General features: G+C 39.0%; 20 protein-coding genes. 7 read left to right on the forward strand and 13 right to left on the reverse strand.

Annotation, left to right across the window (positions count from 1 at the left end; translation table 11 throughout):
• Positions 1-180: 180 nt before the first annotated feature.
• Positions 181-582: a hypothetical protein gene (locus CWR48_RS16915; RefSeq protein ID WP_245976846.1), complete on the forward strand. Its 402-nt coding sequence runs from the start codon at positions 181-183 to the stop codon at positions 580-582.
• A gap of 161 nt (positions 583-743) precedes the next feature.
• The gene (locus CWR48_RS16920) at positions 744-1,271 is read left to right on the forward strand and encodes a P-loop nucleotide/nucleoside kinase family protein (RefSeq protein ID WP_115774505.1); all 528 of its coding nucleotides are present in this window, start codon (positions 744-746) and stop codon (positions 1,269-1,271) included.
• A gap of 393 nt (positions 1,272-1,664) precedes the next feature.
• Here CWR48_RS16920 and icd read toward each other — a convergent pair whose 3' ends face one another.
• Both icd and citZ read right to left on the reverse strand, forming a co-directional pair.
• Positions 1,665-2,936, reverse strand: coding sequence for an NADP-dependent isocitrate dehydrogenase (gene icd, locus CWR48_RS16925; protein ID WP_115774506.1), 1,272 nt, complete (start codon positions 2,934-2,936; stop codon positions 1,665-1,667).
• Between the two features lie 169 nt (positions 2,937-3,105).
• Positions 3,106-4,227: a citrate synthase gene (citZ, locus tag CWR48_RS16930; protein WP_115774507.1), complete on the reverse strand. Its 1,122-nt coding sequence runs from the start codon at positions 4,225-4,227 to the stop codon at positions 3,106-3,108.
• A gap of 316 nt (positions 4,228-4,543) precedes the next feature.
• Here citZ and ytvI point away from each other — a divergent pair, with 316 nt between their 5' ends.
• Positions 4,544-5,656, forward strand: a complete 1,113-nt coding sequence (gene ytvI, locus CWR48_RS16935) for a sporulation integral membrane protein YtvI (protein ID WP_115774508.1) — start codon at positions 4,544-4,546, stop codon at positions 5,654-5,656.
• Here ytvI and CWR48_RS16940 read toward each other — a convergent pair whose 3' ends face one another.
• The 7 genes from CWR48_RS16940 to dnaE all read right to left on the reverse strand — a co-directional run bounded on the left by CWR48_RS16940 (position 5,657) and on the right by dnaE (position 15,927).
• On the reverse strand, positions 5,657-6,046 hold the full coding sequence (locus CWR48_RS16940; RefSeq protein ID WP_115774509.1) for an FxsA family protein: 390 nt from the start codon (positions 6,044-6,046) through the stop codon (positions 5,657-5,659).
• A gap of 266 nt (positions 6,047-6,312) precedes the next feature.
• Positions 6,313-8,073, reverse strand: a complete 1,761-nt coding sequence (pyk, locus tag CWR48_RS16945) for a pyruvate kinase (RefSeq protein WP_115774510.1) — start codon at positions 8,071-8,073, stop codon at positions 6,313-6,315.
• A 27-nt stretch (positions 8,074-8,100) separates the two neighbouring features.
• Positions 8,101-9,060, reverse strand: coding sequence for a 6-phosphofructokinase (gene pfkA, locus CWR48_RS16950; RefSeq protein WP_115774625.1), 960 nt, complete (start codon positions 9,058-9,060; stop codon positions 8,101-8,103).
• Positions 9,061-9,621: 561 nt separating this feature from the next.
• Positions 9,622-10,572 carry an acetyl-CoA carboxylase carboxyl transferase subunit alpha gene (gene accA, locus CWR48_RS16955; protein WP_115774511.1) on the reverse strand — a complete coding sequence of 317 codons (951 nt, stop codon included), beginning with the start codon at positions 10,570-10,572 and terminating at the stop codon, positions 9,622-9,624.
• The gene (accD, locus tag CWR48_RS16960; protein WP_115774512.1) at positions 10,569-11,429 is read right to left on the reverse strand and encodes an acetyl-CoA carboxylase, carboxyltransferase subunit beta; all 861 of its coding nucleotides are present in this window, start codon (positions 11,427-11,429) and stop codon (positions 10,569-10,571) included. Before accD ends, accA begins: the two co-directional genes overlap by 4 nt.
• 195 nt (positions 11,430-11,624) lie before the next feature.
• Positions 11,625-12,224 carry a FadR/GntR family transcriptional regulator gene (locus tag CWR48_RS16965; protein ID WP_115774513.1) on the reverse strand — a complete coding sequence of 200 codons (600 nt, stop codon included), beginning with the start codon at positions 12,222-12,224 and terminating at the stop codon, positions 11,625-11,627.
• 358 nt (positions 12,225-12,582) lie between these two features.
• On the reverse strand, positions 12,583-15,927 hold the full coding sequence (gene dnaE / locus CWR48_RS16970; RefSeq protein ID WP_342772475.1) for a DNA polymerase III subunit alpha: 3,345 nt from the start codon (positions 15,925-15,927) through the stop codon (positions 12,583-12,585).
• Between the two features lie 134 nt (positions 15,928-16,061).
• Here dnaE and ytrH point away from each other — a divergent pair, with 134 nt between their 5' ends.
• Both ytrH and ytrI read left to right on the forward strand, forming a co-directional pair.
• Positions 16,062-16,394: a sporulation membrane protein YtrH gene (gene ytrH, locus CWR48_RS16975; RefSeq protein ID WP_115774515.1), complete on the forward strand. Its 333-nt coding sequence runs from the start codon at positions 16,062-16,064 to the stop codon at positions 16,392-16,394.
• The gene (gene ytrI / locus CWR48_RS16980) at positions 16,394-16,897 is read left to right on the forward strand and encodes a sporulation membrane protein YtrI (protein WP_115774516.1); all 504 of its coding nucleotides are present in this window, start codon (positions 16,394-16,396) and stop codon (positions 16,895-16,897) included. The genes ytrH and ytrI overlap by 1 nt, the downstream gene beginning before the upstream one ends.
• A 54-nt stretch (positions 16,898-16,951) precedes the next feature.
• Here the strand turns inward: ytrI and CWR48_RS16985 are convergent, their stop codons facing one another.
• Positions 16,952-17,893 carry a DHH family phosphoesterase gene (locus tag CWR48_RS16985; RefSeq protein WP_115774517.1) on the reverse strand — a complete coding sequence of 314 codons (942 nt, stop codon included), beginning with the start codon at positions 17,891-17,893 and terminating at the stop codon, positions 16,952-16,954.
• Positions 17,894-17,999: 106 nt separating this feature from the next.
• Here CWR48_RS16985 and CWR48_RS16990 point away from each other — a divergent pair, with 106 nt between their 5' ends.
• The gene (locus CWR48_RS16990) at positions 18,000-18,296 is read left to right on the forward strand and encodes a YtpI family protein (protein ID WP_115774518.1); all 297 of its coding nucleotides are present in this window, start codon (positions 18,000-18,002) and stop codon (positions 18,294-18,296) included.
• A gap of 48 nt (positions 18,297-18,344) precedes the next feature.
• On the opposite strand, the gene CWR48_RS16995 is transcribed toward CWR48_RS16990, so the two are convergent.
• Entirely contained in the window at positions 18,345-19,652 is a 1,308-nt protein-coding gene (locus CWR48_RS16995) for a DRTGG domain-containing protein (RefSeq protein ID WP_115774519.1), read from the reverse strand.
• 72 nt (positions 19,653-19,724) lie between these two features.
• Complete coding sequence (locus CWR48_RS17000) at positions 19,725-19,952, reverse strand: hypothetical protein (RefSeq protein ID WP_115774520.1); 228 nt, start codon at positions 19,950-19,952, stop codon at positions 19,725-19,727.
• Positions 19,953-20,486: 534 nt separating this feature from the next.
• Here CWR48_RS17000 and CWR48_RS20905 point away from each other — a divergent pair.
• Positions 20,487-20,744 carry a DnaB-like helicase C-terminal domain-containing protein gene (locus CWR48_RS20905; RefSeq protein WP_425453918.1) on the forward strand — a complete coding sequence of 86 codons (258 nt, stop codon included), beginning with the start codon at positions 20,487-20,489 and terminating at the stop codon, positions 20,742-20,744.
• 153 nt (positions 20,745-20,897) lie between these two features.
• Here the strand turns inward: CWR48_RS20905 and CWR48_RS17010 are convergent, their stop codons facing one another.
• On the reverse strand, positions 20,898-22,358 hold the full coding sequence (locus tag CWR48_RS17010; RefSeq protein WP_115774521.1) for a hypothetical protein: 1,461 nt from the start codon (positions 22,356-22,358) through the stop codon (positions 20,898-20,900).
• Between the last annotated feature and the right edge of the window lie 8 nt (positions 22,359-22,366).

Below are 22,366 nucleotides of genomic sequence, written 5' to 3' on the forward strand. Positions count from 1 at the left end.
GATAGTTCGCAAGTTAAATAACCATTTTTTCGAAAAAGGGGAATTTTATGATAAAATGAATATATAATGTGATCGATTGTACTTAAACGCAGCAGTCTTTAGTGTTATTTGATATTGAAGAAGTAGAATTAAATATGAATTAGAGTGTTTACAAAGAAGTGGAGGAAAACCAATGAAAAAATGGTTAGTTTCACCGTTGTTATTTGTTGGGTTTACCCTTTTGGTTATTCAGATTCGAATAATGGAATTGTTAGGGAAAAGCCTCCAGAAGCTGTGGTTGAGGTTGGAAATAAATCATATGAAGCGCCATTGGGTTCTTATTGCTGGGGTAAAAATGGTCAATCAACATGTGTCGATACGGTTGGACCAAAAGAACTTTTAAAAGGAAAAGAACCAATCAAAGTAAAACCTGGAGAAAAAATAATTCTTGAGATGAACGATGAACCGCAACCGAATCAGGTTCAGGTATTACAGATTAGTGAAAATGATGAAGTTGAAGTAAGTGTTAAAGATAACCGTTTCTCAGCCCCTTTACAAGAAGGAGTTTACTACTATTCTTATGGAGTATGGTGGATGGATTAACAGGAAGAAAACGTATCTAATGGAGATGCTTCCTATAATTTTGTTATCGAGGTTGAATGATTCTTTATTGAACAAACTGGTGCAAGAGTAAAACAATCCGATTCAGAACTTATTTAGGATTATGATGGAATTCATATCAAAAAATTTGGGGGAGTATCCAGATGTTTGAAAAGTTTAATTTTGACTTAATTTATCGCGAACAAGATGATTTCACCCCTCTAGTGGTAATGATGTGTGGCGTGGCTGGCTCTGGGAAAACTACATTCTCACAACAATTAGAAAAAGAAGGTTTTGTACGTCTTTCTATCGATGAAGAAATATGGGCTACGAATGGTCGTTATGGGATTGATTTCCCAATTGAAAGGATTGAGGAATACAAGAAAGATGCAGAAATAAAATTACGCAATCATTTAATAAAGTTAATTCACGATAAACAACAGGTCGTAATCGACTTCAGTTTTTGGGATCGTGTAAGAAGGGACCAATATAAACAACTCATTGAAAAGTCCGGCGGCAAATGGAAACTTATTTATCTAAAAGTTCATCCTGATGATTTACGTGAACGGCTTAAAATAAGAAACAAACGTTTTGATGCTAATGCGTTCCCTATTACTGAAGAAATTTTAACTTCCTACCTAAATGGTTTCGAAATACCAAAAGGTGAAGGAGAAATTATAATTGAAAATTAGACCTATCAACTAAAAACCATTTAGACTTATCTCTACTTCAACAAACTAGGAAGAAGGATGTTGGTGTGAATTTAATAAATGACTTTAATAACGACAATTTCAGTGGATGGTATGCGTTGTTCATAATTCTTTCAATAATTACTTTTAATAAGGTTAGGAAAATAGAACAGAGGAAAAAGAAATTGTATAATAAGGCAAATCGATTATACTACCGTTCTTAAATCATAGAAATATATGTTGATTCCAGTGTTCATTGTGTTGCTAATCTCGTAAAAATAGGGTTGTTATTTCTGCTGTTTTTTACTCCAAAACCGAATCCCCTGCACATCCATAAAAAAACGCTCCTATTTAAAAATAGGAGCGCTCTTCATATAATATAGCTTACTGCTTGTATTATTCCATGTTCTTAATTAATTCTGAACCGAATTCAGAGCATTTCACTTCGGTAGCGCCGTCCATTAGACGTGCAAAATCATAGGTTACGACTTTGGTTGCTATGGTTTTATCCATTGAGTCTGTAATTAATTTACCTGCTTCTCTCCAGCCTAAGTGATCAAGCATAAGAACAGCTGATAAAATAACGGATGATGGATTTACCTTATCAAGACCAGCGTATTTTGGTGCTGTACCATGTGTTGCTTCAAAGATAGCATGTCCAGTATCATAGTTAATGTTTGCTCCTGGAGCGATGCCGATTCCACCAACCTGTGCAGCTAATGCATCAGAAATATAATCACCATTTAAGTTCATCGTTGCTACAACGTCGAATTCATTTGGACGCGTTAAGATTTGTTGTAGGAAAATATCTGCAATCGAATCTTTAATCAGGATTTTTCCTGCTGCTAATGCATCGTCTTGTGCCTTGTTCGCAGCATCTTTTCCATCTTTCTCAACAATGCGGTCATATTCCGCCCATGTGAAGACTTTATCTGCGAATTCTTCTTCCGCTACTTCATAACCCCATTGCTTGAATGCACCTTCTGTAAATTTCATGATGTTACCTTTATGTACTAAAGTAACACTGTTACGGCCTTCTGTTATTGCATATGTGATTGCAGAGCGTACCAAGCGTTTCGTTCCTTCTTCAGATACTGGTTTAACGCCAATTCCTGATGTTTCTGGGAAGCGAATATTGCTTACATTCATTTCTTTTTGAAGGAAATCAATTACCTTCTTCACTTCATCAGAGCCTTGTTGCCATTCGATTCCTGCATAAATATCTTCTGTATTCTCACGGAAAATAACCATGTCAACGTCTTCTGGACGTTTTACTGGTGATGGAACACCTTCAAAGTAACGAACGGGACGTAGGCATGTAAATAGGTCTAATTCTTGACGTAATGCAACGTTAAGAGAACGGATTCCCCCACCAATTGGCGTTGTTAATGGACCTTTAATTGCAATTTTATATTCATCGATTTTATCTAATGTATCTTGTGGCAGCCATTCACCTGTTTTATCAAATGCTTTCTGACCTGCATATACTTCTAACCATTCAATTTTCTTTGTACCATTGTAAGCTTTTTCAACTGCTGCTTCGATTACTCGCTGTGCAGATGCCCAAATATCTGGACCTGTTCCATCGCCTTCAATAAAAGGAATAATTGGGTTATTTGGTACATTCAATATACCATTTTCTACTGTTATTTTTTCACCTTGCGTCATTTTGTCATACCTCCTAATATAATTAAGGGAGGAATAGCTAAAGAGTTGCTATTCACTTGCCCATATACGTTCATTTCTAATGATTGCATTTGGATTTTTTACAGTCATGTCGCAATGAAATCCAGATTACCCATGTATCGCAATGTATCTCATGGAATCTTTAAATCTCTTACGCTCTATCTTTGATCGTCACATAAACTTGAGTCGATGGTCCAACATATTGTGCTCTTGGGCGGATAAGACGGTTATTCTCATACTGCTCAAGAATATGTGCAATCCAGCCCGATGTTCGGCTGATTGCGAAGATTGGTGTAAATAAATCATGATCAATTCCCAATGCATCATATACAGATGCACTATAGAAATCAACGTTTGCAGGCAGGCCTTTATGTTCTTTAATATAGTCCTCGATCGCTACCGACATATTATACCATTTTTCCTGGCCATTTAGTTTTGTCAATTTGCGTGACATTTCCTTTAAATGCTTCGCACGTGGATCGCCATTACGATAGACACGGTGCCCCATGCCCATAATTTTTTCCTTATTTTCCAGCTTCTTCTTGATATATGGTATTGCGTTTTTCTCTTCTCCAATTTCGGTAAGCATCTTCATCACCGCTTCATTTGCCCCTCCATGAAGTGGTCCTTTCAATGTCCCTATTGCTGCAGTGATTCCCGAATAGATATCAGCTAATGTTGCAACACAAACCCTTGCCGCAAATGTCGAGGCATTTAGTTCATGATCCGCATGTAGCACGAGTGCTTTATTGATCGCTTCTTTCTCGATATCTTTCGGTTCCACGTCGTTTAACATGTACAGAAAGTTTTCTGCAAAGCTTAGATTTTTCTGTGGTTTAACAGGTTCTTGTCCTTTGCGAATCCTTGAGAATGCTGCAACAATTGTCGCAATCTGCGCTTGGATACGGACTGCCTTCCGTTTATTTGCCTCCACTTCCATCACATCTGCCTCGTTATCATACAAACCGAGTAGTGAAATGGCAGTACGCAATGCAGCCATTGGGTGAACGGTTGTTAAATCATAGGAACGTAAATGATCGATAATTGTATTTGGTAGTTCCATACTCGTAGCAAGTTCCGCTTTCATCGCATCTAATTCCGTTTGATTTGGTAGTTTCTTATTCCATAATAAATAAACTACTTCTTCAAAACTAGAATTATTAGCTAAATCATCAATTCTATAACCAACATATGTGAGTTGATCATCAATAATAGAACTTATGGATGACTCGGCTGCTACAACCCCTTCTAGTCCTCTAGTTGTTGTTGTCATAACAAACCCTCTCCTCTATTCAATATTGTATTCGTGTTCATAGAATACATTTAAACAATATTTACTTCCAGGCTACTTAGCCAAATGATCACCACTTGAATAATTTCGAAATAAAAGGCTAGCAATCCTATAGAAATAAATACTGTCTCCCCAAATCTAATTATAAAGTATTATGAATGTAAAGTGAATTGAAACCGTTTAATTTGCGAAAAATAATCATTGCAAAATCCATCTTCCTCTCAAATTACGTACTATTTTCTTATCTTTTAGCATATGTAGAATAGTACAAGCATCTTTTTGTAGAGAGGATTTTCTTATGTACAAGCCTTTGTTCATGCAGTTATTACGCCTTATTATCGTCATTGCTATCGTAATATGTGGTTATTTTTTAATCAAATATGCGTTTCTTTATTTATATCCGTTATTTATTGCGATGTTCCTTGCATTCCTGCTTCATCCGATTGTCCACTTTTTTGAGTCAATCATTCGGATACCTAGAGCATTTGCAACCTTCTTTACCATAATCTTTATTTCTCTCTTTTTATTTGGCGCTGTATATTTTATTGTAGTTGAAATCTATCATGGGACAGCCTTTTTAGCGGAAAAACTTCCTGCATATTTCGAGGCAATTCTATTATATTTGGAAGCACTATTTAATCAGACAATCATACCAATCTATGAAAGGATTCTTTCCTTCTTCCAAACATTAGATGCTTCACAGCAGATAGCGATTGAGCAAAACGTAAATAAACTGGCAGCAGAATTTGCTTCATCTGGTGCAGCGTTATTACAGGATCTATTAACAAGCATTCCAAGTCTGCTTTCTTTCTTTCCTAATTCAATTACGGTGTTTATTTTTACCATTTTGGCAACTTTTCTCATAACGAATGACTGGGAGCGGCTCAAACTGGGATCGAAATCAATACTGCCCCCAGTAGCAAATACATCAACGAAAAGAATTCTTACCCACTTAAAGGAGTCCTTATTCGGATTTATTAAGGCACAGTTTATTTTAGTCATGACGACATCGGGGTTAATATTAATTGGACTGCTCATATTAGGAGTGGAGCATGCGGTAACGATTTCCCTACTAGCTGCATTTGTTGACATTATTCCCTTTATTGGAACTGGGATGATTTTTATCCCGTGGATGCTTTATTTATTTCTCACTGCAAATTATTCGCTGACAATTGGCATTACAATTATTTATATGGTCACAATCGTTTTTCGTCAATTAATCGAACCGAAAGTATTATCCTCTAATATGGGAATCCACCCACTTGTCGCACTGTTAGGGTATTTTATTACCCTTCAGCTTTGGGGTGTTGCTGGATTCCTAGTGGCACCACTCATACTAATCATCCTGCATGCATTTTATCATGCAGGTGTATTCCATTCGATAGGTGCATTTATTAAAGGATCGGCTTGATTACCATTTCCGGAAAATGATTGTCCCGTTTTTCATTTTTCGTCTGAGATAATAATAGATCCATCGTTTAATCGGTCGTCGTGCAAATGGCAGTATTAAGATAATTCCGGCGATATCTGATATCAATCCAGGTAAAAACAAAAGAATGGAGCCCATAAAGATACAAATGCCATCTATCATCGCTTCTCCAGGTGGCTGCCCCTGGCTCATCATTACCCTTGCCCTATTCCATGTATCTATTCCTTGCTTCTTTGCAATTGCGACACCAGCAATACCTGTGAATAGTATTAGGAATATGACCCACCATGGACCAATCATATTCCCTAGCCAGATAAATACCCCAATCTCAGCAGCTGGTATGACGAGTAGAGCAAGTATCAACCAACGCATAACAGCATCTTCCTTCCTAAAAAAATATAGGCTCATTTCGTATGGTCTGTTGCTATTTAAATACACCATGAACTAGGCGCAATGTTGATCTCCACTGCGGACAGTCGCTTTCCGCAGCGATTGGCCTAAGAACTCTCATCACCCTATTTTGGTTAGGACGTGTAACCTCAATCCCAATCTTTTAGTAACAGCCTATATGAAAATAGAAATCGGCTGTATCACCGATTTCTATCCCTTTCAACTACATATATTGTAGCCTATTTCCCTTAAAGAACGCTCGCGTGACCTTTGTATATGTCACCTTTACTTCCATCAATTGTAATTGCTTGGCCATCTGTTAGCGTTTCAAATACATCTTCAACGCCGACAATTACTGGAATACCTAGGCTTAGTCCAACAACTGCTGCATGGGACGTTAATCCGCCTTCTTGCGTGATAATTCCACCTGCTTTTTCAATTGCTTCCATCATATCGCGATCTGTTCCGTTTGTAACAAGAATATCGCCATCTTCTACTTTCTCAAGTGCTTCTTTCGCATTCTTAGCAAATACAGCTTTTCCATATGCTGTACGTCTGCCAATTCCTTGTCCTTTTGTAAGAACATCGCCAATTACATGGACTTTGATGAAGTTTGTTGTACCACTTACTCCAACAGGAACACCTGCAGTAATGATGACACGATCTCCACGATTGCAAAGGTCTGCGTGTAATCCTAAGTCAACTGCAATATCCAACATTTCATCTGTTGAATTTGCTTTTTTGCCCATAACAGCATGAACACCCCATACTAATGAAAGCTGACGATTTACTGATTCTTCATACGTAACAGCTAGAATGGTTGCTTTTGGACGATATTTAGAAATCATTCTTGCAGTATGACCACTTTCTGTTGGTGTGATAATGGTCGTAATATCTAAGTTAAGTGCCGTATGTGAAACAGATTGTGTGATAGCTTCTGTAATGGACATATCGACATTTCTTGAACGCTCTTGTAAAATCGTATGATGATCAAGTGCTGATTCGACTTTTAATGCAATATTATACATTGTTTTTACAGATTCAACTGGATAATTACCTGCTGCAGTTTCACCAGAAAGCATAATTGCATCTGTACCATCTAAAATCGCATTCGCAACGTCTGATGCTTCTGCTCTTGTTGGACGAGGGTTTCTTTGCATTGAATCAAGCATTTGTGTTGCTGTAATAACAGGTTTACCTACTGTATTACATTTTTTGATTAATGACTTTTGTACTAATGGAACATCTTCTGCAGGGATTTCAACACCCAAGTCACCACGAGCAACCATCAATCCATCACTTACCTCTAAGATTGTGTCAATATTGTCAACACCTTCTTGGTTTTCAATCTTAGGAATGATTTGGATATATGAGCCGTTATGTTGCTCCAATACTTCTCTGATTTCAAGTACATCTGATGCACGTCGTACGAATGATGCTGCAATGAAGTCTACTTGATGTTCAATACCGAAGATAATATCGCTTTTATCTTTATCTGTAATCCCTGGTAGGTTTACGGATACATTCGGAACGTTTACACCTTTTTTATTCTTAACAATCCCTGTGTTTAGTGCTTTTGTAATAATATTGCCTGCAGCATGATCGATTTCAGTAACTTCTAATTCAATCAAGCCATCATCGATTAGAATTTTAGAACCTTCGTGGACATCATTGATTAAACCTTCATATGTTACAGAAAAACGTTCTGCAGTACCTTCCACTTCTTCCATTGCGATGATAACGGTATTCCCTTCTACAAGTTCTGCAATACCATCTTTGAAGTTATTCGTTCTAATTTCAGGTCCTTTTGTATCCAATAAGATTGCAACTGTCTTACCTGTCTTCTCTGACGCTTCTCTAATGTTATTAATACGGTTTAAATGTTCTTCATGGTCACCATGTGAGAAATTAAGTCGGGCAACATTCATGCCGGATTCAATTAGCTGTTCCAATGTTTCTACAGATTCTGATGCTGGTCCAATCGTACATACAATTTTAGTGTTTTTCATTTACTTCTTCCTCCTTATGGTGCATTCCTAGATCGATAATTCTTTTGAAAGTTGGTACATGTCTTTATTAATCTGATGTTTCTTCGTTAAAATGTCATTGATGTCATAGTCTACAAGCTGGTTACTTTCAATACCAACCATTCTTCCTGCTTTACCTTCAAGTAGGATTTCTACTGCCTTCGCTCCTAGACGACTTGCTAAGACACGGTCTTGTGCGGATGGTGAACCACCACGTTGTATGTAACCAAGTACCGTTACACGTGTTTCCAGACCGGTTGCTTCTTGAATACGTTCCCCATAATCAATCCCGCTACCGACGCCTTCTGCTAACACGATTATACTATGCTTCTTGCCACGATCATGACCGCGATTTAATCGGTCAACCACTTCGTCGAAATCATCTTTTCTTTCTGGGATAATGATGCTTTCTGCTCCACCAGATAATCCTGCCCATAGTGCAAGGTCACCAGCGTCTCTTCCCATCACTTCAATGATATACGTACGTTCATGTGATGTCGCCGTATCGCGAATCTTATCAATTGCTTCGATTACTGTATTAAGTGCGGTATCAAAACCAATGGTGAAATCTGTACCAGCAATATCATTGTCAATTGTTCCTGGTACACCAATACATGGATAACCTTTTGAAGTTAATTTCTGTGCGCCACGGAAGCTACCATCGCCACCAATGACAACTAAGCCATCTATTTCGTATTTATTTAATTGCTCGATTGCTAAGTTTTGGCCTTCTTCTGTTTTGAATTTTTCACTTCGTGCAGAGAAGAGAATCGTCCCTCCACGTTGAATAATATCACCAACAGAGCCAACATTCATTGATTCAATATTACCATCCATAAGTCCTTGATAGCCATTTTTAATTCCAAATACCTCTACGTCATGATAAATAGCCTTTCTAACAACCGCACGAATCGCAGCATTCATTCCCGGTGCATCTCCACCGCTTGTTAAAACGCCAATTCTCTTTATCATTCACTCTCACCTCTAGTCGGAAATTATTTTTACCTCATTTACTGTACCATAATTTGTCGTAAAGTGGAACTTCAATCCGTGACGAGATATGCCTTGCAAGTAATATGCTCCAATACCTACTATATTTAGGATAATGAAAAATTCGACAAATAGCAACGAATTATGCAAAAACACATGGAAAAATAACAAATGCGGAACAAAAGCGTAAGCGCCCGTTTAGCGACGTACGGAGATGAGGTGGTTCGACGTTGCCACAGGACGTGGCGAACTTAGTCGAACTTCTCCTTGCCTTTTGAGATAAAGGAAACATGCCCCTTCACTTTAGGGGTATGCCGACGTTGGCGAATTCCCGATTTTAGTCGGCCTTCCTTAATCCTAGCGAATCGATGTTGACTTATCGTACGGAGGTGAGGGAAGTCTCGCTAGGAGCACGGGACGCTTACGCTGGACGTGGCTGTTCTCGGTAATTAAGTTATACACAGCGTCCAATTTTACAGTTTCCAAAGCTGCAAGAAAAGGCTGATAATGCTCGCATTATCAACCTTGAATAGCTTACAATTATTCAAATTCACCAATTACTTTGTATTTCTCCCAACGTCGCTCTAATAGCTCTTCCTTCGTATAGGCAGAAAGCTTCTTAAGCGATTGGTTGATCACTTGGTCAATATAGTCTGCCTGTTGCTTTACGTCCCGATGTGCTCCGCCTCTTGCTTCAGGAATGATTTGATCAATTACATGCAATTGTTTCAAATCATATGCGGTAATTTTCATAGTTTCTGCTGCTCTTTTCGCTTGTCCAGCATCCTTCCATAGTAATGCTGCAGCACCTTCTGGTGAGATTACAGAATAAGTAGAGTTCTCAAGCATATGAAGTTGGTCACCTACACCAAGTGCAAGTGCACCACCACTTCCACCTTCACCAATTACAATACAAATAATTGGAACCGTGAGTCCTGCCATCTCCATGAGGTTTCTGGCAATTGCTTCGCTCTGTCCGCGTTCTTCTGCTGCCCTGCCAGGGTATGCACCCTTCGTATCGATAAAGCAAATAATCGGTCGATTAAATTTCTCTGCCTGCTTCATATGACGGAGTGCTTTCCGATACCCTTCCGGATGTGGCATGCCAAAGTTTCTGCGGATATTTTCCTTTGTATCTTTCCCGCGCTGATGACCAATAACGGTAACAGGCTGATCGCGATAATAAGCGATCCCCGCAATGATTGCTTCATCATCACCGAAATAACGGTCACCATGAAACTCGATAAAGCTTGTGAATATATGCTCCACATAGTCCATCGTTGTTGGACGTTCCGGATGTCTTGCCATTTGTACCCGATCCCATGGCTTTAAATTCCCATAAACATCTGCTTCCAACTCTTCCAACCGTTTTTCTAGTGTCGTAATTTCTTCTGTCAAATCAAGCTCACTTTCAGAAGTGAACTTCTTTAATTCTGCGATTTTCTCTTTTAGGTTAATGATTGGTTTTTCAAATTCTAATACATGCTTCATGCCTTACTCCTACCCTTCTCATGCATTTCAAGTAGCGTTGTAAGAAGGTCTTTCATTTCTTCTCTTGGTACAATTCGATCCAATTGTCCGTGCTTTAATTGAAATTCTGCAGTTTGAAAATCTTCGGGTAGTTTTTCGCGAATGGTTTGTTCAATGATTCGTCGACCCGCAAAACCAATTAATGCACCTGGTTCAGCGAAATTGTAATCACCTAGTGAGGCGAAACTAGCAGAAACCCCACCTGTTGTTGGATGGGTCATAATCGAAATCATCAGTCCACCACTATCGCTGAAGCGTTTGATAGCAACGGACGTCTTTGCCATTTGCATTAGACTTAAGACACCCTCCTGCATTCTTGCGCCACCAGAGGCAGTGAAAATAATAAATGGCAATGATGCTTCTTTCGCATTTTCAATCGCTCTCGCAATTTTTTCACCAATTACAGAACCCATGCTACCCATTCGGAAAGAGGAGTCCATAACAGCAAACGCTGTTGCTTGTCCATTAATCAGACCATGTCCAGTCACGATTCCTTCATTTAATCCTGTCTTCTGCATGTCCTTCTTAACCTTTTCATCATAACCTGGGAAGTCTAATGGGTTTACAGTTGTCATTTTCTGATCCCATTCCTTAAATGTACCTTCATCAAATAAACTTTCAATTCGTTCCCATGCTCCTAATGGATGATGATATCCACAGTTTGGGCAAACATTTAACGTTTTCTTCAATTCTTTTCGATAAAATATTTTATGACATTTATCACATTTTTGCATTAAACCTTCAGGAACATCTACCTTGCTATGTTCGCTCGGTATTGTTGCGTATTTCTTACGCTTGCTAAACATAAATTTAGCCAAGGTAATTCCTCCTTCTAAGAGCCTCTTAACTGCAACACCTTAAATGTCAGGACGCTGCATTCTCGTATTTCCAATACTAGCTTATCCGGTACAAAAAGGTTGTCTAAACTAGTCGAGGAATCAAAATAATTCTCCTATTGCAAGCTACAGATTGAAAGCTTATTACCCTTCTATTCCACTTAGAAAAGTTACTTACTAAAATAAATTCTCAATCAATGAATAATGACGATCGGTATATAACGCTACTAGCTGACGATAAAAGGATATATCATAGCAATCCTTCCTTATCGTATGTGAAAACTCCTCCATTAATTGCCAAATTCTCGTCAACAATAAGTTTTCCGTCTTCATAAAGATAAAGTTAAAAAATGCAACATGCCGATCATTTGGATGGTCGTACGTTGAATCAATGATTTGCTTTAATTCATCAAGATCGGAGTCAGTAAAGCGATCAAACGCAAGCTTTGCTGCTTCCTTCTCGATAATCCGCTTTGATAAAAACAAATCTTCCTTTGTATTGCCTTGCTGTAAAATAAATGATGATAAAAGTTCAACAATATGGAATGGACGATATGTACTCAAATAGGTACCCTCACCATGTCTCGTTTCAATTATACCAAGCAGTTCCAGTGCTCGCAATGCTTCTCTTACAGAGGATCTGCCTGCTTGCAGCTTCTCCGCAAGCTCGCGCTCCGATGGCAGCTTGTCCCCTGCATTTAACTCATTTTTCTCAATATAGCTGCGGATTTCATTTAGTACACCTTGATATACCTTCTGTTGTGATAATAGTGACATGGTTCGTTGCCACTCCTTCTAGTCCCATTTAATTTGCTTCTAGACTCGCTAGATTTAAAGCAAGACACATTTGGATGGAATTTCTACTTTCGATTGTACCATTTTTTCTGTATTTAACAATGATTTCATATCAAAAGCGCAGGCCCTAATAGCGATGGGTTATGGATTGTAGAAATAGAGTTTTATTATTTTGCATTGTTGTACAAATAAAGTGAGAAGTTATGACACTATTATCTGCCAAGTGATGGATGATAATTGTTCGCGGGTAATCACTGGCTGCAATCAACAGGTGGTCAGACCACCGATAACTTCTCTATTATATCAGATGCGTCAAGTCTGTAAAGTTGCGCTCCATTTTCTACTTCTGCAGGATAACATCCGCATTTCCAAAAAAGTTTCGAAGGGCATTTAGCGCATCGCGCGTCGGATTAATATTGTAATCTGCTGCAAGCTGATATGTTTGCTTTGTATTTTCCTGGTAAATAATGATCGCAACACTTCCTGGAAACTGGTGTGCAACCTTTTGAATTTGTTCCAGTGCTTCCACTGACTCCTCATCGCCTAGTTTAATAAAAAGGCGCTCGCTCGATATCACTGCTAATTCATCCACGGCAAATGGCTTGATTTCGTCCAGTACCCACTGGACCCGACGATTTCTCGACTCGATTTTCCCCTTAATCATAATCAGCGTTTCCTCCTCGAGAAATCTTCTCGTTTCCCGGTACAAATCCGGAAAGACAACACCATCCATCTCACTCGTTTCATCACTCAACGTAATAAATGCCATCGATTCCCCGCGCTTCGTGCGAATGGTTTTGATTTGCTGAATAATTACTGCGGCCTTCATATTTCGCTTGCCAATGAAGGTTTCCGCATTTGCTAGCGGAACAAACCCACTTGCACGTAACCGTGATCGATATTCCTTTAATGGATGACTCGAAATATACATTCCGAGAAACTCTTTTTCATCAGCAAGCTTTTTGACGATACTGAAATCCTCTATTTCTACATAATGTACTTCTAACTCAATCTGATCTTTAAATAGACTCGGCTGATCCGAGAATTCCCGAAAGAGCTCGCCCTGCTCCATCGCCTGATCAAGCGATGCTAGCAGGCTCGCACGATTTGCGTGGGTTTCATCAAATACCCCTGCAATAATCAGATTTTCTATCGTTTGGCGATTGATTTGTTTGAAATCGATGCGCAAGCAAAAGTCGAAAATATTCTTGAACTTCGCCTGCTTCCGAACGCGGATAATTTCCTGGATTGCCTGATTGCCGACCCCTTTAATCGTTGCCAGACCCATCCGTACCTGTTGATGATCCACCGTATATTTGCTGTAACTATGATTGATCGATGGTGACAGCAGTGTGAGCCCTTGCCCCCTTAATTCCTTCAAATACATGCTGATTTTATCTTGCTGATTTCGCGCTGCACTTAGTATCTCTGCAAAGAAGTTTGCTGGATAATGGGTTTTTAAGTAGCTTAATTGATAGGAAATTTTACTATAGGCAACCGCATGACTGCGTGGGAACCCATAATTTGCGAATTTCACAATCCAGCTAAAAATTTCTTCAGCAACTGTTCGTTCGTAACCATTGTGAAGGCAGCCATTTACGAACGCTTCCTTCTGTTCATCCATTACCTCCTGCTTCTTCTTGCTAACGGCACGGCGCAGGATGTCCGCTTCACCCAATGTAAACCCAGCAATTCGATTGGCGATTTGCATAATTTGCTCTTGATAAACCAAGACACCGTACGTTTTTTCTAAAATTGGCGCCAAATCCGGGTGTGGGTAGGTCACTTGTTCCTGATGATGTTTTCTCGCAATATAGGTCGGGATAAAATCCATCGGACCTGGGCGATAGAGGGCATTGACCGCGACGATATCCTCGAAAGATGTCGGTTTTAATGCCTTCAGCACACCCCTCATCCCTTGGGATTCCAGCTGAAAAATGCCATTCGTTTGCCCTTTCCGAAGCAGTGCATAGGTTGATTCATCATCTGCCGGGATCGAATCAAGGGTTAGATTTTTATTTGCGGTTAGCTGAATCGACTTCACGATTTTTTCAAGCAAGGTTAAATTACGCAAACCAAGAAAGTCGATTTTTAATAAGCCGAGCGATTCAAGATCGGTCATCGTATACTGGGTTAAGCGTGTTTCATTTGTTCCGATTGTCAGCGGGACATGCTCGCTTAGCGGCTGCTCACTAATTACGACACCTGCCGCATGTGTCGAGACATGTCTAGGGATTCCCTCCAGCTTAATTGCAACAGTGAATAATACCTTCAGCTTCGGTGATGCTTTAATAAAATCGCGTAAATCAGCTGAATCCTGGATGATTTCACTGATTCCCTTCTTCGTTTGTAGGGGAATTTCCTTCAAAATATAGCGTGCTTCCTGATCATCGACCTCCAGTGTTTTTATCAGCTCGCGGATTAACGACCGTGCCGCAAACGTACCGAACGTGATGATTTGGGCAACATGTTCTGCACTATATTTCTCGCGGACATAATCTATCACCATATCTCGCTTCTCGTCGGCAAAGTCAATATCAATATCCGGCATTGTTTGTCGTTCAGGATTCAAAAATCGCTCAAATAATAAATGATAATGGATTGGATCGACATCGGTAATCCCAAGCACATAAGCGACTAGCGAGCCTGCTGACGACCCACGACCAGGACCAACTAAAATCTGATTTTCCTTTGCATAGCGGATAAAATCTGCAACAATTAAAAAATAATCGCTAAAACCCATCGATTGGATGATCCCAAGCTCATATTGTAATCGTTCGGATATTTCATCTGTTAGGGTAGCATATTTTTTCATCACATTTTCTTTGCAAAGCTGTTCCAAATACGCATCAGCCGATATGCCATTTGGAACAGGAAATGACGGCAATAGGCGCTGATTGAAGTCGAACGTAACCTCGCATTTAGCACTAATCTTCTCCGTTTCCTGGAGCACTTCCGGCCAATTATCGGCAAAGCGTGCTTCCATCTCACTTGCGGACCTTAAATGCTTGTTTCTGCTAGTTGCGTCCGCTATCTGCATCCCCCAACGATTCCCATGCTTGATTGCTTGCAGGCAGTCATAGGCAATTGCATCTTTCTCTTCTAAATAGCGAACATCATTGACAGCAACGACGGGGATATCATACTGTTCATGAAAAGCCTGGAGCGACCTCACAAGTTCCGCACTTTCATTTGCTTGGATACCTAAATAGAAACCATCACTCCGGACAGCCTCTTGCCACCTGTTAACATATGCTGCCACTTGATCGTACGTAGCGCCAAGCAATAAATCAGCAATGGACGGATTAGCAGCAGGTAATATACAGATCAGATTTTCCGTAAATGCATGCATTTCCGTGAAGTCAATTGCATTTCTCTGTGCCAATTGCAGCTCTGTACTTAGCTTAACAAGCGCATTGTAGCCATGGTTATTTTTCGCAAGGAGTACCACCTCATTCTCCTCTTCACCAGTCATCACCTTCGTAATCATGCCGATAATGGGCTTTATTCCAGCCTTTACACATGCTTTATAAAAAGGAATCGCGCCATAGAGGACATGTTCGTCTGTCAGTGCAATCGTATGAAACGCTAGTTCTTTGGCATGGTTCACCAATTTATCAATTGTAATCGTACTATCCATCAGGCTATAGCCACTTCTAACTTGTAAATGTGTATATGACATCATATCCCGCCTTTTCTCTAATAACTATTATAGCAATAAATATAGAACGTGCATACGGTGTCTGCAAAATTTAACTCATATCTTGTCCATTCGCATCATATAATGTGGAGAATAGTTTTGGAGGAGTGTGCATCGCGATGGAGGAACGTTTCTTTGCTTCCGTTATCCACTGTTTTTTTATTGCCTTTGGCGTCGTCATTGGTGGATCAATTATTGGCAGTATCGGCGATTTCGTTACCGGAAACGCACCACTAACAGCAATTGGGCGAATCGCTAGTCGCCTTAGAATTTGGGCGATTGTTGCCGCGATTGGTGGTACCTTCGATGCGATTGCTAATTTCGAGAAGGGTTTTCTTGACGGGTCGACAATGGACTTATTGAAACAAGCATCATTAATATTATCTGCAATGGGTGGTGTGAAAACGGCAATCCTCTTAATCGAATGGTTGATCCAAGAGGAGGTCGAATAATGCATATCCCGCCATATCATAAGAGGCCTTCATGGCAACGCTTCCTCGTTGGTGCGGCCATTGGTGCAATCCTATCTTATATCGTGATCATGTATATGTATGGTTCCCAATATGAAAAGTTGATTGCAACTAATTTCGAGCTGCAGGCACAGGTGACGAAGGTAAAGGCACAAAATGAAGCATTGCTCAAGGATAAAGAAAATTTAAGTGAGAAGTCCAATCAGTCACTAACTGTCCAAGCCATTGAAATCAATATTATCAATGGGGAGGAGTTAAAATTAGATCGTTTAATTACCTTTCAGCTCGAGGAAATGATAAAGGCTGCCATCTACTCAATTATCGGTGAAAAGATTGAGGCTGTTGCGGCAGGTGATAATTTACTAGAATCAACCATAGAAAATAAAGGATTCACAGTCGATGATTTCACGTATTATTTCGAGATTACGAAATTAATGTATTCAAATACGGTGGAAATAACTGTGAAAGCAAAATTATCGGATTAAAGTTTGAGGCGCATGAAATATTCATGCGCCTTTTATAGTGCAATTATGGATTGCTTAATCTTCCTTACATAGTGCATCTAAATCTGCAATGATCGTTTCTACCTCTTGCCATGATTCAGCTTGCGCACCGGATGCGAGTGGGTGGCCTCCGCCATTGTATTTCGCTGCAAGTTGGTTAATTACTGGACCTTTCGAGCGAATGCTGACGCGAATCGTATCCCCTTCTTCAACAAAAAATGCCCATGCCTTAATCCCTTCGACATCGCTGAGCACATTAATGATTTTACCAGGATCTCTAGGGGAAACATTAAATTTTTCTAATATTTCCTTTGGTAGCTTAATTGTCGATGATCCAGCTGGAGTGAGCTCAAAGTTTTGTAGAATATACCCTTTTAGTCTAGAAAGCGAATCTTTTTCCATATATAAATTCTGATAAAGTTCCGTACGATCGAAGTGATACGTTACGAGCTCTGCTGCATATTGGAAGGTTTTCTTCGTTGTGCTTGGGAACATGAATCTACCTGTATCCCCAACAATCCCGCCATATAAAAGTCGTGCAGCGTCGTCACTCATTTTAAGTCCCAAATCTTTCCCATGTTCATATAGTTCATAAATCATTTCACTTGCAGAGCTTGCATCGGTATTCTCCCAGCGAATGTCGCCATATTCGTCAACGACAGGATGATGGTCGATTTTGATTAGCTTCTCCCCTAAATTGTAGCGGTCATCATCAATCCGCGGTGAATTGGCTGTGTCACAGACAATCACCAGTGCTTGCTTATATTGTTCATCCTTAATAACATCCATTTTTGCTAAAAATGTTAAAGATTTCTCTTCCTCCCCAACGACATAAACCGATTTATTCGGGAAAGATGCATTAATGATTTCCTTTAAACCGACCTGTGAACCAAGTGCATCCGGATCTGGTCGGACGTGGCGATGAATAATAATTGTATCGTATTGTTTGATTGTTTCAATGATTTCAGTTTTTGACATGATGATAGCTCCTGACCCTGTAGTAGATTTCAGTAACACTCGCAAATTCAGGCGAAAAACGGTACAATAAGAATAGTAGGATTTAACTGAATTTAGGAGCGATTACATGATTATTTTTCCAATTATTATTATTATCTCCCTTGTGCTCTATGTATATTATAAGGTTGCCATCGTCAAGAGTAAAGATGGACTAACGCAACGCTACTTTAATGCGAAGTCCCGCATCTGTCTTGGCAGCTTCATTTTCTTCTATGGGGTAAATCAATACATATTCTATTTATCTCGTTTTTCCTTAATTATCGGTATTATCTTTATCTTCTTCGGTAGCTTACAACTTTATCGTGGCTTTAAAGAGGTGAAGCATTATCGAAACGAGTGGAAGCGATTGAATGCAACGGAATGACTAAAAAAAGCTTGCTATTTTATGGATAGCAAGCTTTTTCATATCCACTTATCGATTCATCAATTGTGCCATAATTAAGCCCTTACCAACAATATTTTGTTTCATCAAAACATCGACTTCGATTTTTGCATAAACACGACCGACATCTAGAATTTTCGGTTTAATCGTTAGAATACTCTCGATTTGAACTGGTTTATTGAAATAAATCGTAATATTCTCGATTACAAGATCTGCCTTTTTCGTTTTCATTAATAGTCGACTGCTAGCAGTGGAAATGATGGAAGTGAAGACACCATATGACAGGGTACCTAATGGATTCGTCATTTGCGGCGTTACCTCGGTTTGATACGTATCCACTTCCCCACTCACTTCTTCGAGATTCGTGGAGATGAGATCATCAATCGTTTGCCCGACCTGTGGTTGTCGCTGCATTTGCTGCAATGCTTTTAAGGCGTCCTGCCTTGAAACAAGTCCTTGGAGCTTCGAGTCTTGATCGACAATCGGTATAACCTCAATTCCTTCCCAGATCATTGTATGTGAAACAGAGGCAAGTGATGTTTTCGCTGTGACCACTAGAGGTTTCTTCGTCATTACTTTAGTCACTGGCGTATCATCATCCCGGCCAACGATGTCCCTTGCCGAAACAATGCCGACAACACGAAGTTTTTCATCGACAACAGGAAAACGACTATGCTTCGATTTCTTGTTTAACATATTCCATTGCAGAATTGTATCACTTGAATTCAAATAGTACGTATCATCCAACGTTGTTGCAATGTCACCAACAAAGACAATGTCCTTCTTGATTAGCTGATCATAAATTGCCCGATTTATCATGGAGGCAACGGTAAAAGTATCATAGCTTGTCGAAATAATTGGCAATTCCTTCTCATCTGCCAACTGTTTAATCACAGCGCTCGTATCAAATCCACCTGTAATCAAAACAGCAGCCCCAGCATTTAATGCCGCTTCGTGTGCATTATCGCGATTTCCGACGATTAATAATGAATTGGCCTCCGTATAGCGCATCATTGCCTTAATTTCCATCGCACCGATAACAAATTTCGTTAATGTTTTATGAAGCCCAGATTTCCCGCCCAGCACTTGTCCATCAACAATATTGACGATTTCCGCATAGGTCAAATGCTCGAAGTTCTCCCGTTTCTTTCGTTCAATTCGAATCGTGCCGACACGATCGATGGAGCTTACCAGCCCTTGATTCTCCGCTTCTTTAATCGCCCGATAGGCAGTCCCATCACTAACATTCAAATCTTTCGCAATTTGTCGTACCGATATTTTATGTCCAACTTCTAATGACCAAATATGTTGGATGATTTGTTCATGTTTTGTTGCCATAATTTCTCACCAGCCTTCAACTGTACTACATCATAATCTTGTCCATTATTATACAGTTGAAAACCAATAAACTCAATAATTATTGAATTGCCGTCTCCTTAATTCCTCCTGTTCCATAACCGGTGGTCTCGTCATTTGTAAAAGTGTTGCCAAATTCGCACCAACAACTAGCAGTAAAAACAATAACCATAGCCCCCAAAAAACAAACCCTAGAGTGGATGTTGCCTGCGGAATGAATGGCCAGGCGAAATATAAGAAAAATGCCGCAAGTAGCAGCCTAAGAATTGCATAGTGTTTCATAGGCCGTGCCTCCTTTCGTTTTGTATTAGTTTATGAATGTTGTTGAGGATTAAGAACGGCGTTTATGTGGATATCGTTTGGATATCATTTTCATGGTGAGTCATTTCTTATTGATTGTTGATATTTATATAAAGTGAGAACTAACTTAGGATGGCGATTGCTCGACCTGGATGTGTTCTCGCTCGATTTGGATGTGTTTCCACTCGGTTTGGACGTGCTCCCGCTCGATTCGGATGTGTTCTTCCAATTTACACTTCTTGTTTCCTAGCTCGCATTTTTACACAATATTTCAATTCTTAAATAAACAACCTTAAAAATAAGTTATTAGACGCAAACAAGGAGCACTCTAACTACCTCACACGCACAAGGTACTGGATGTCATGACGGAGGAATTTACTAATTCTGGCAGCAAGACTGTCTGATGGTAAAACGACTTCGCACTAAATTTAGCTGCAAGCCATTGTATGAACGGTGGGACAACTACCTTTTTCAGTTTAGAATTGGGGACAAAAAGTTTACTGCAGTAGCAGAAGGATTAATTCTAGGTCAAAGGAGGGAGAGGCAATAGGTGAAATCACCCTCGAACTAAAACTGCTGGCGATAGAATTAAACATTCCCATTTTATTAATCTCGCAATTATCAAGGAGTGTAGAATCACGGCAAAGCAAACACCCAATGATGTCCGATTTACGTGAATCTGGATACATTCAGCAAGATGCGAACGTTATTTTCTTACTTTACTGGAAGGATTATTATGACAAACAAACTGAAAAGCAGAATATGTGGAGGTGATTATTTCTAAGCAGTGGAATGAGCCAACGGGGACGGTTGAGATGGGGTTTTGGATGGAGTTTGGGAGGTTTGGAGAAGTTAAGTAAGGAGGAGTCATTCTTGTCTAAGGAATAAAACAATATGAATTGCTTTATTCCTTTGCGCAAATTACTTCTATTCATATACCACTTCAACATTTGGTTTATCCCATGTTATATTTGAATCAATACCACCCAGGGATTCGACAGACATCTTACAGGAGCTTTTCAGTTTTTCTAAACTATCTACCTTAGTTACCCCAGATTGAGGTTTGGTTTTGCCTAATATGTAGATATTACTGCCACTTTCAATTTCCAAATTATTATTATAAGAAAATGAGCCAACAATACAAACTTTTGAATTTCCACTAACTTTAAAGTTATTTTTAGAATCCAAATTCCCTCCTACAAATAATATTGAGTTACCTAGTATTTCAGGATTATTTTTAACTTCTAGATTCCCACCTACGAATAATGATGAATTATTATTTAGTTTAAGGTTATTTATTCCATCTGAATTATTTTTGTTACCTTCTAGATTCCCTTTGATATTTAACGTTGAATTGTCTAAACTTACATTATTTTTAACAGTCATATTTTCCACCACTGTAATATTTGTATTTCCACTAACTGTAAAGTTATTTTTAGAATCTAATTTTCCTCTAACATACAACATTGAGTTATTAGATAATTCCGCATCATTCTTGACTTCTAAATCCTCACCTACGTATAATGTTGAATTATTATTTATTTTAAAGTTATTTATTCCATCAGAATTTTGTTTGTTTCCCGCTAAATTACCTATGATACTTAACGATGAACTATCGATATTTACATCATTTTTAGCAGTCATGTCTCTACCAATGTATAGATGAGAATTATCTATCGTTAGTTTATCACTATCTAAATCTGATTCTACAAAGCAATCTTTATAACTAATTTTCTCTACTTTATTATTGCCAAACTCGCAACCTTGAGAAGGTTTATTAAGTCTTGGAAATTGTGATTCATCAAAATCCGGGATTACTAATCCTCCTCCACTATTATTTTCAGGATTTGGTCTAAATTCAGGCACAGAAAAGGTCAAATCAAATGTTAAAATTTTCGGATTAGCATCCACTGTATTTTCTCCATGTACAATGCCACTCACAAAAATGTTATATTCATCTTTTGATTCTACCTTTATGTTATTCAGTCGAAAAGAAAAAATACTATTTTTAAATATTGGATCTATACTATTAGTTAATTGATTTCTTACATAATTATTTAGATCACTACTTAGTTTATCTCTTACGCTCGATTGAATATTATTATAGTCAGAGTCTACCGGTCTCTCTATTTTTCCTATTTCTGTCTGTGCAAATTCAAGTAAACCATTACTTTGCTCATAAAATTTGTTTGTAATAGCATTCGTATAATAATCAACACCCATTTCAGCTGCAACTACCGAAAGATTATGTTGATCAACACGCTGCTCTTGCTTTGTATTACTAAGTGAAGCACTCATAAAAAAAGTAAAGAAACCCATGATGAGTACAACTAAAAGTACAACAACCAAAAGTGCGTAGCCTTGTTCGTTCTTAAATTTAGTCATCATAAACAGTC

This window comes from Oceanobacillus arenosus (genome assembly GCF_003369575.1).
Classification (GTDB): Bacteria; Bacillota; Bacilli; order Bacillales; family Amphibacillaceae; genus Oceanobacillus; species Oceanobacillus arenosus.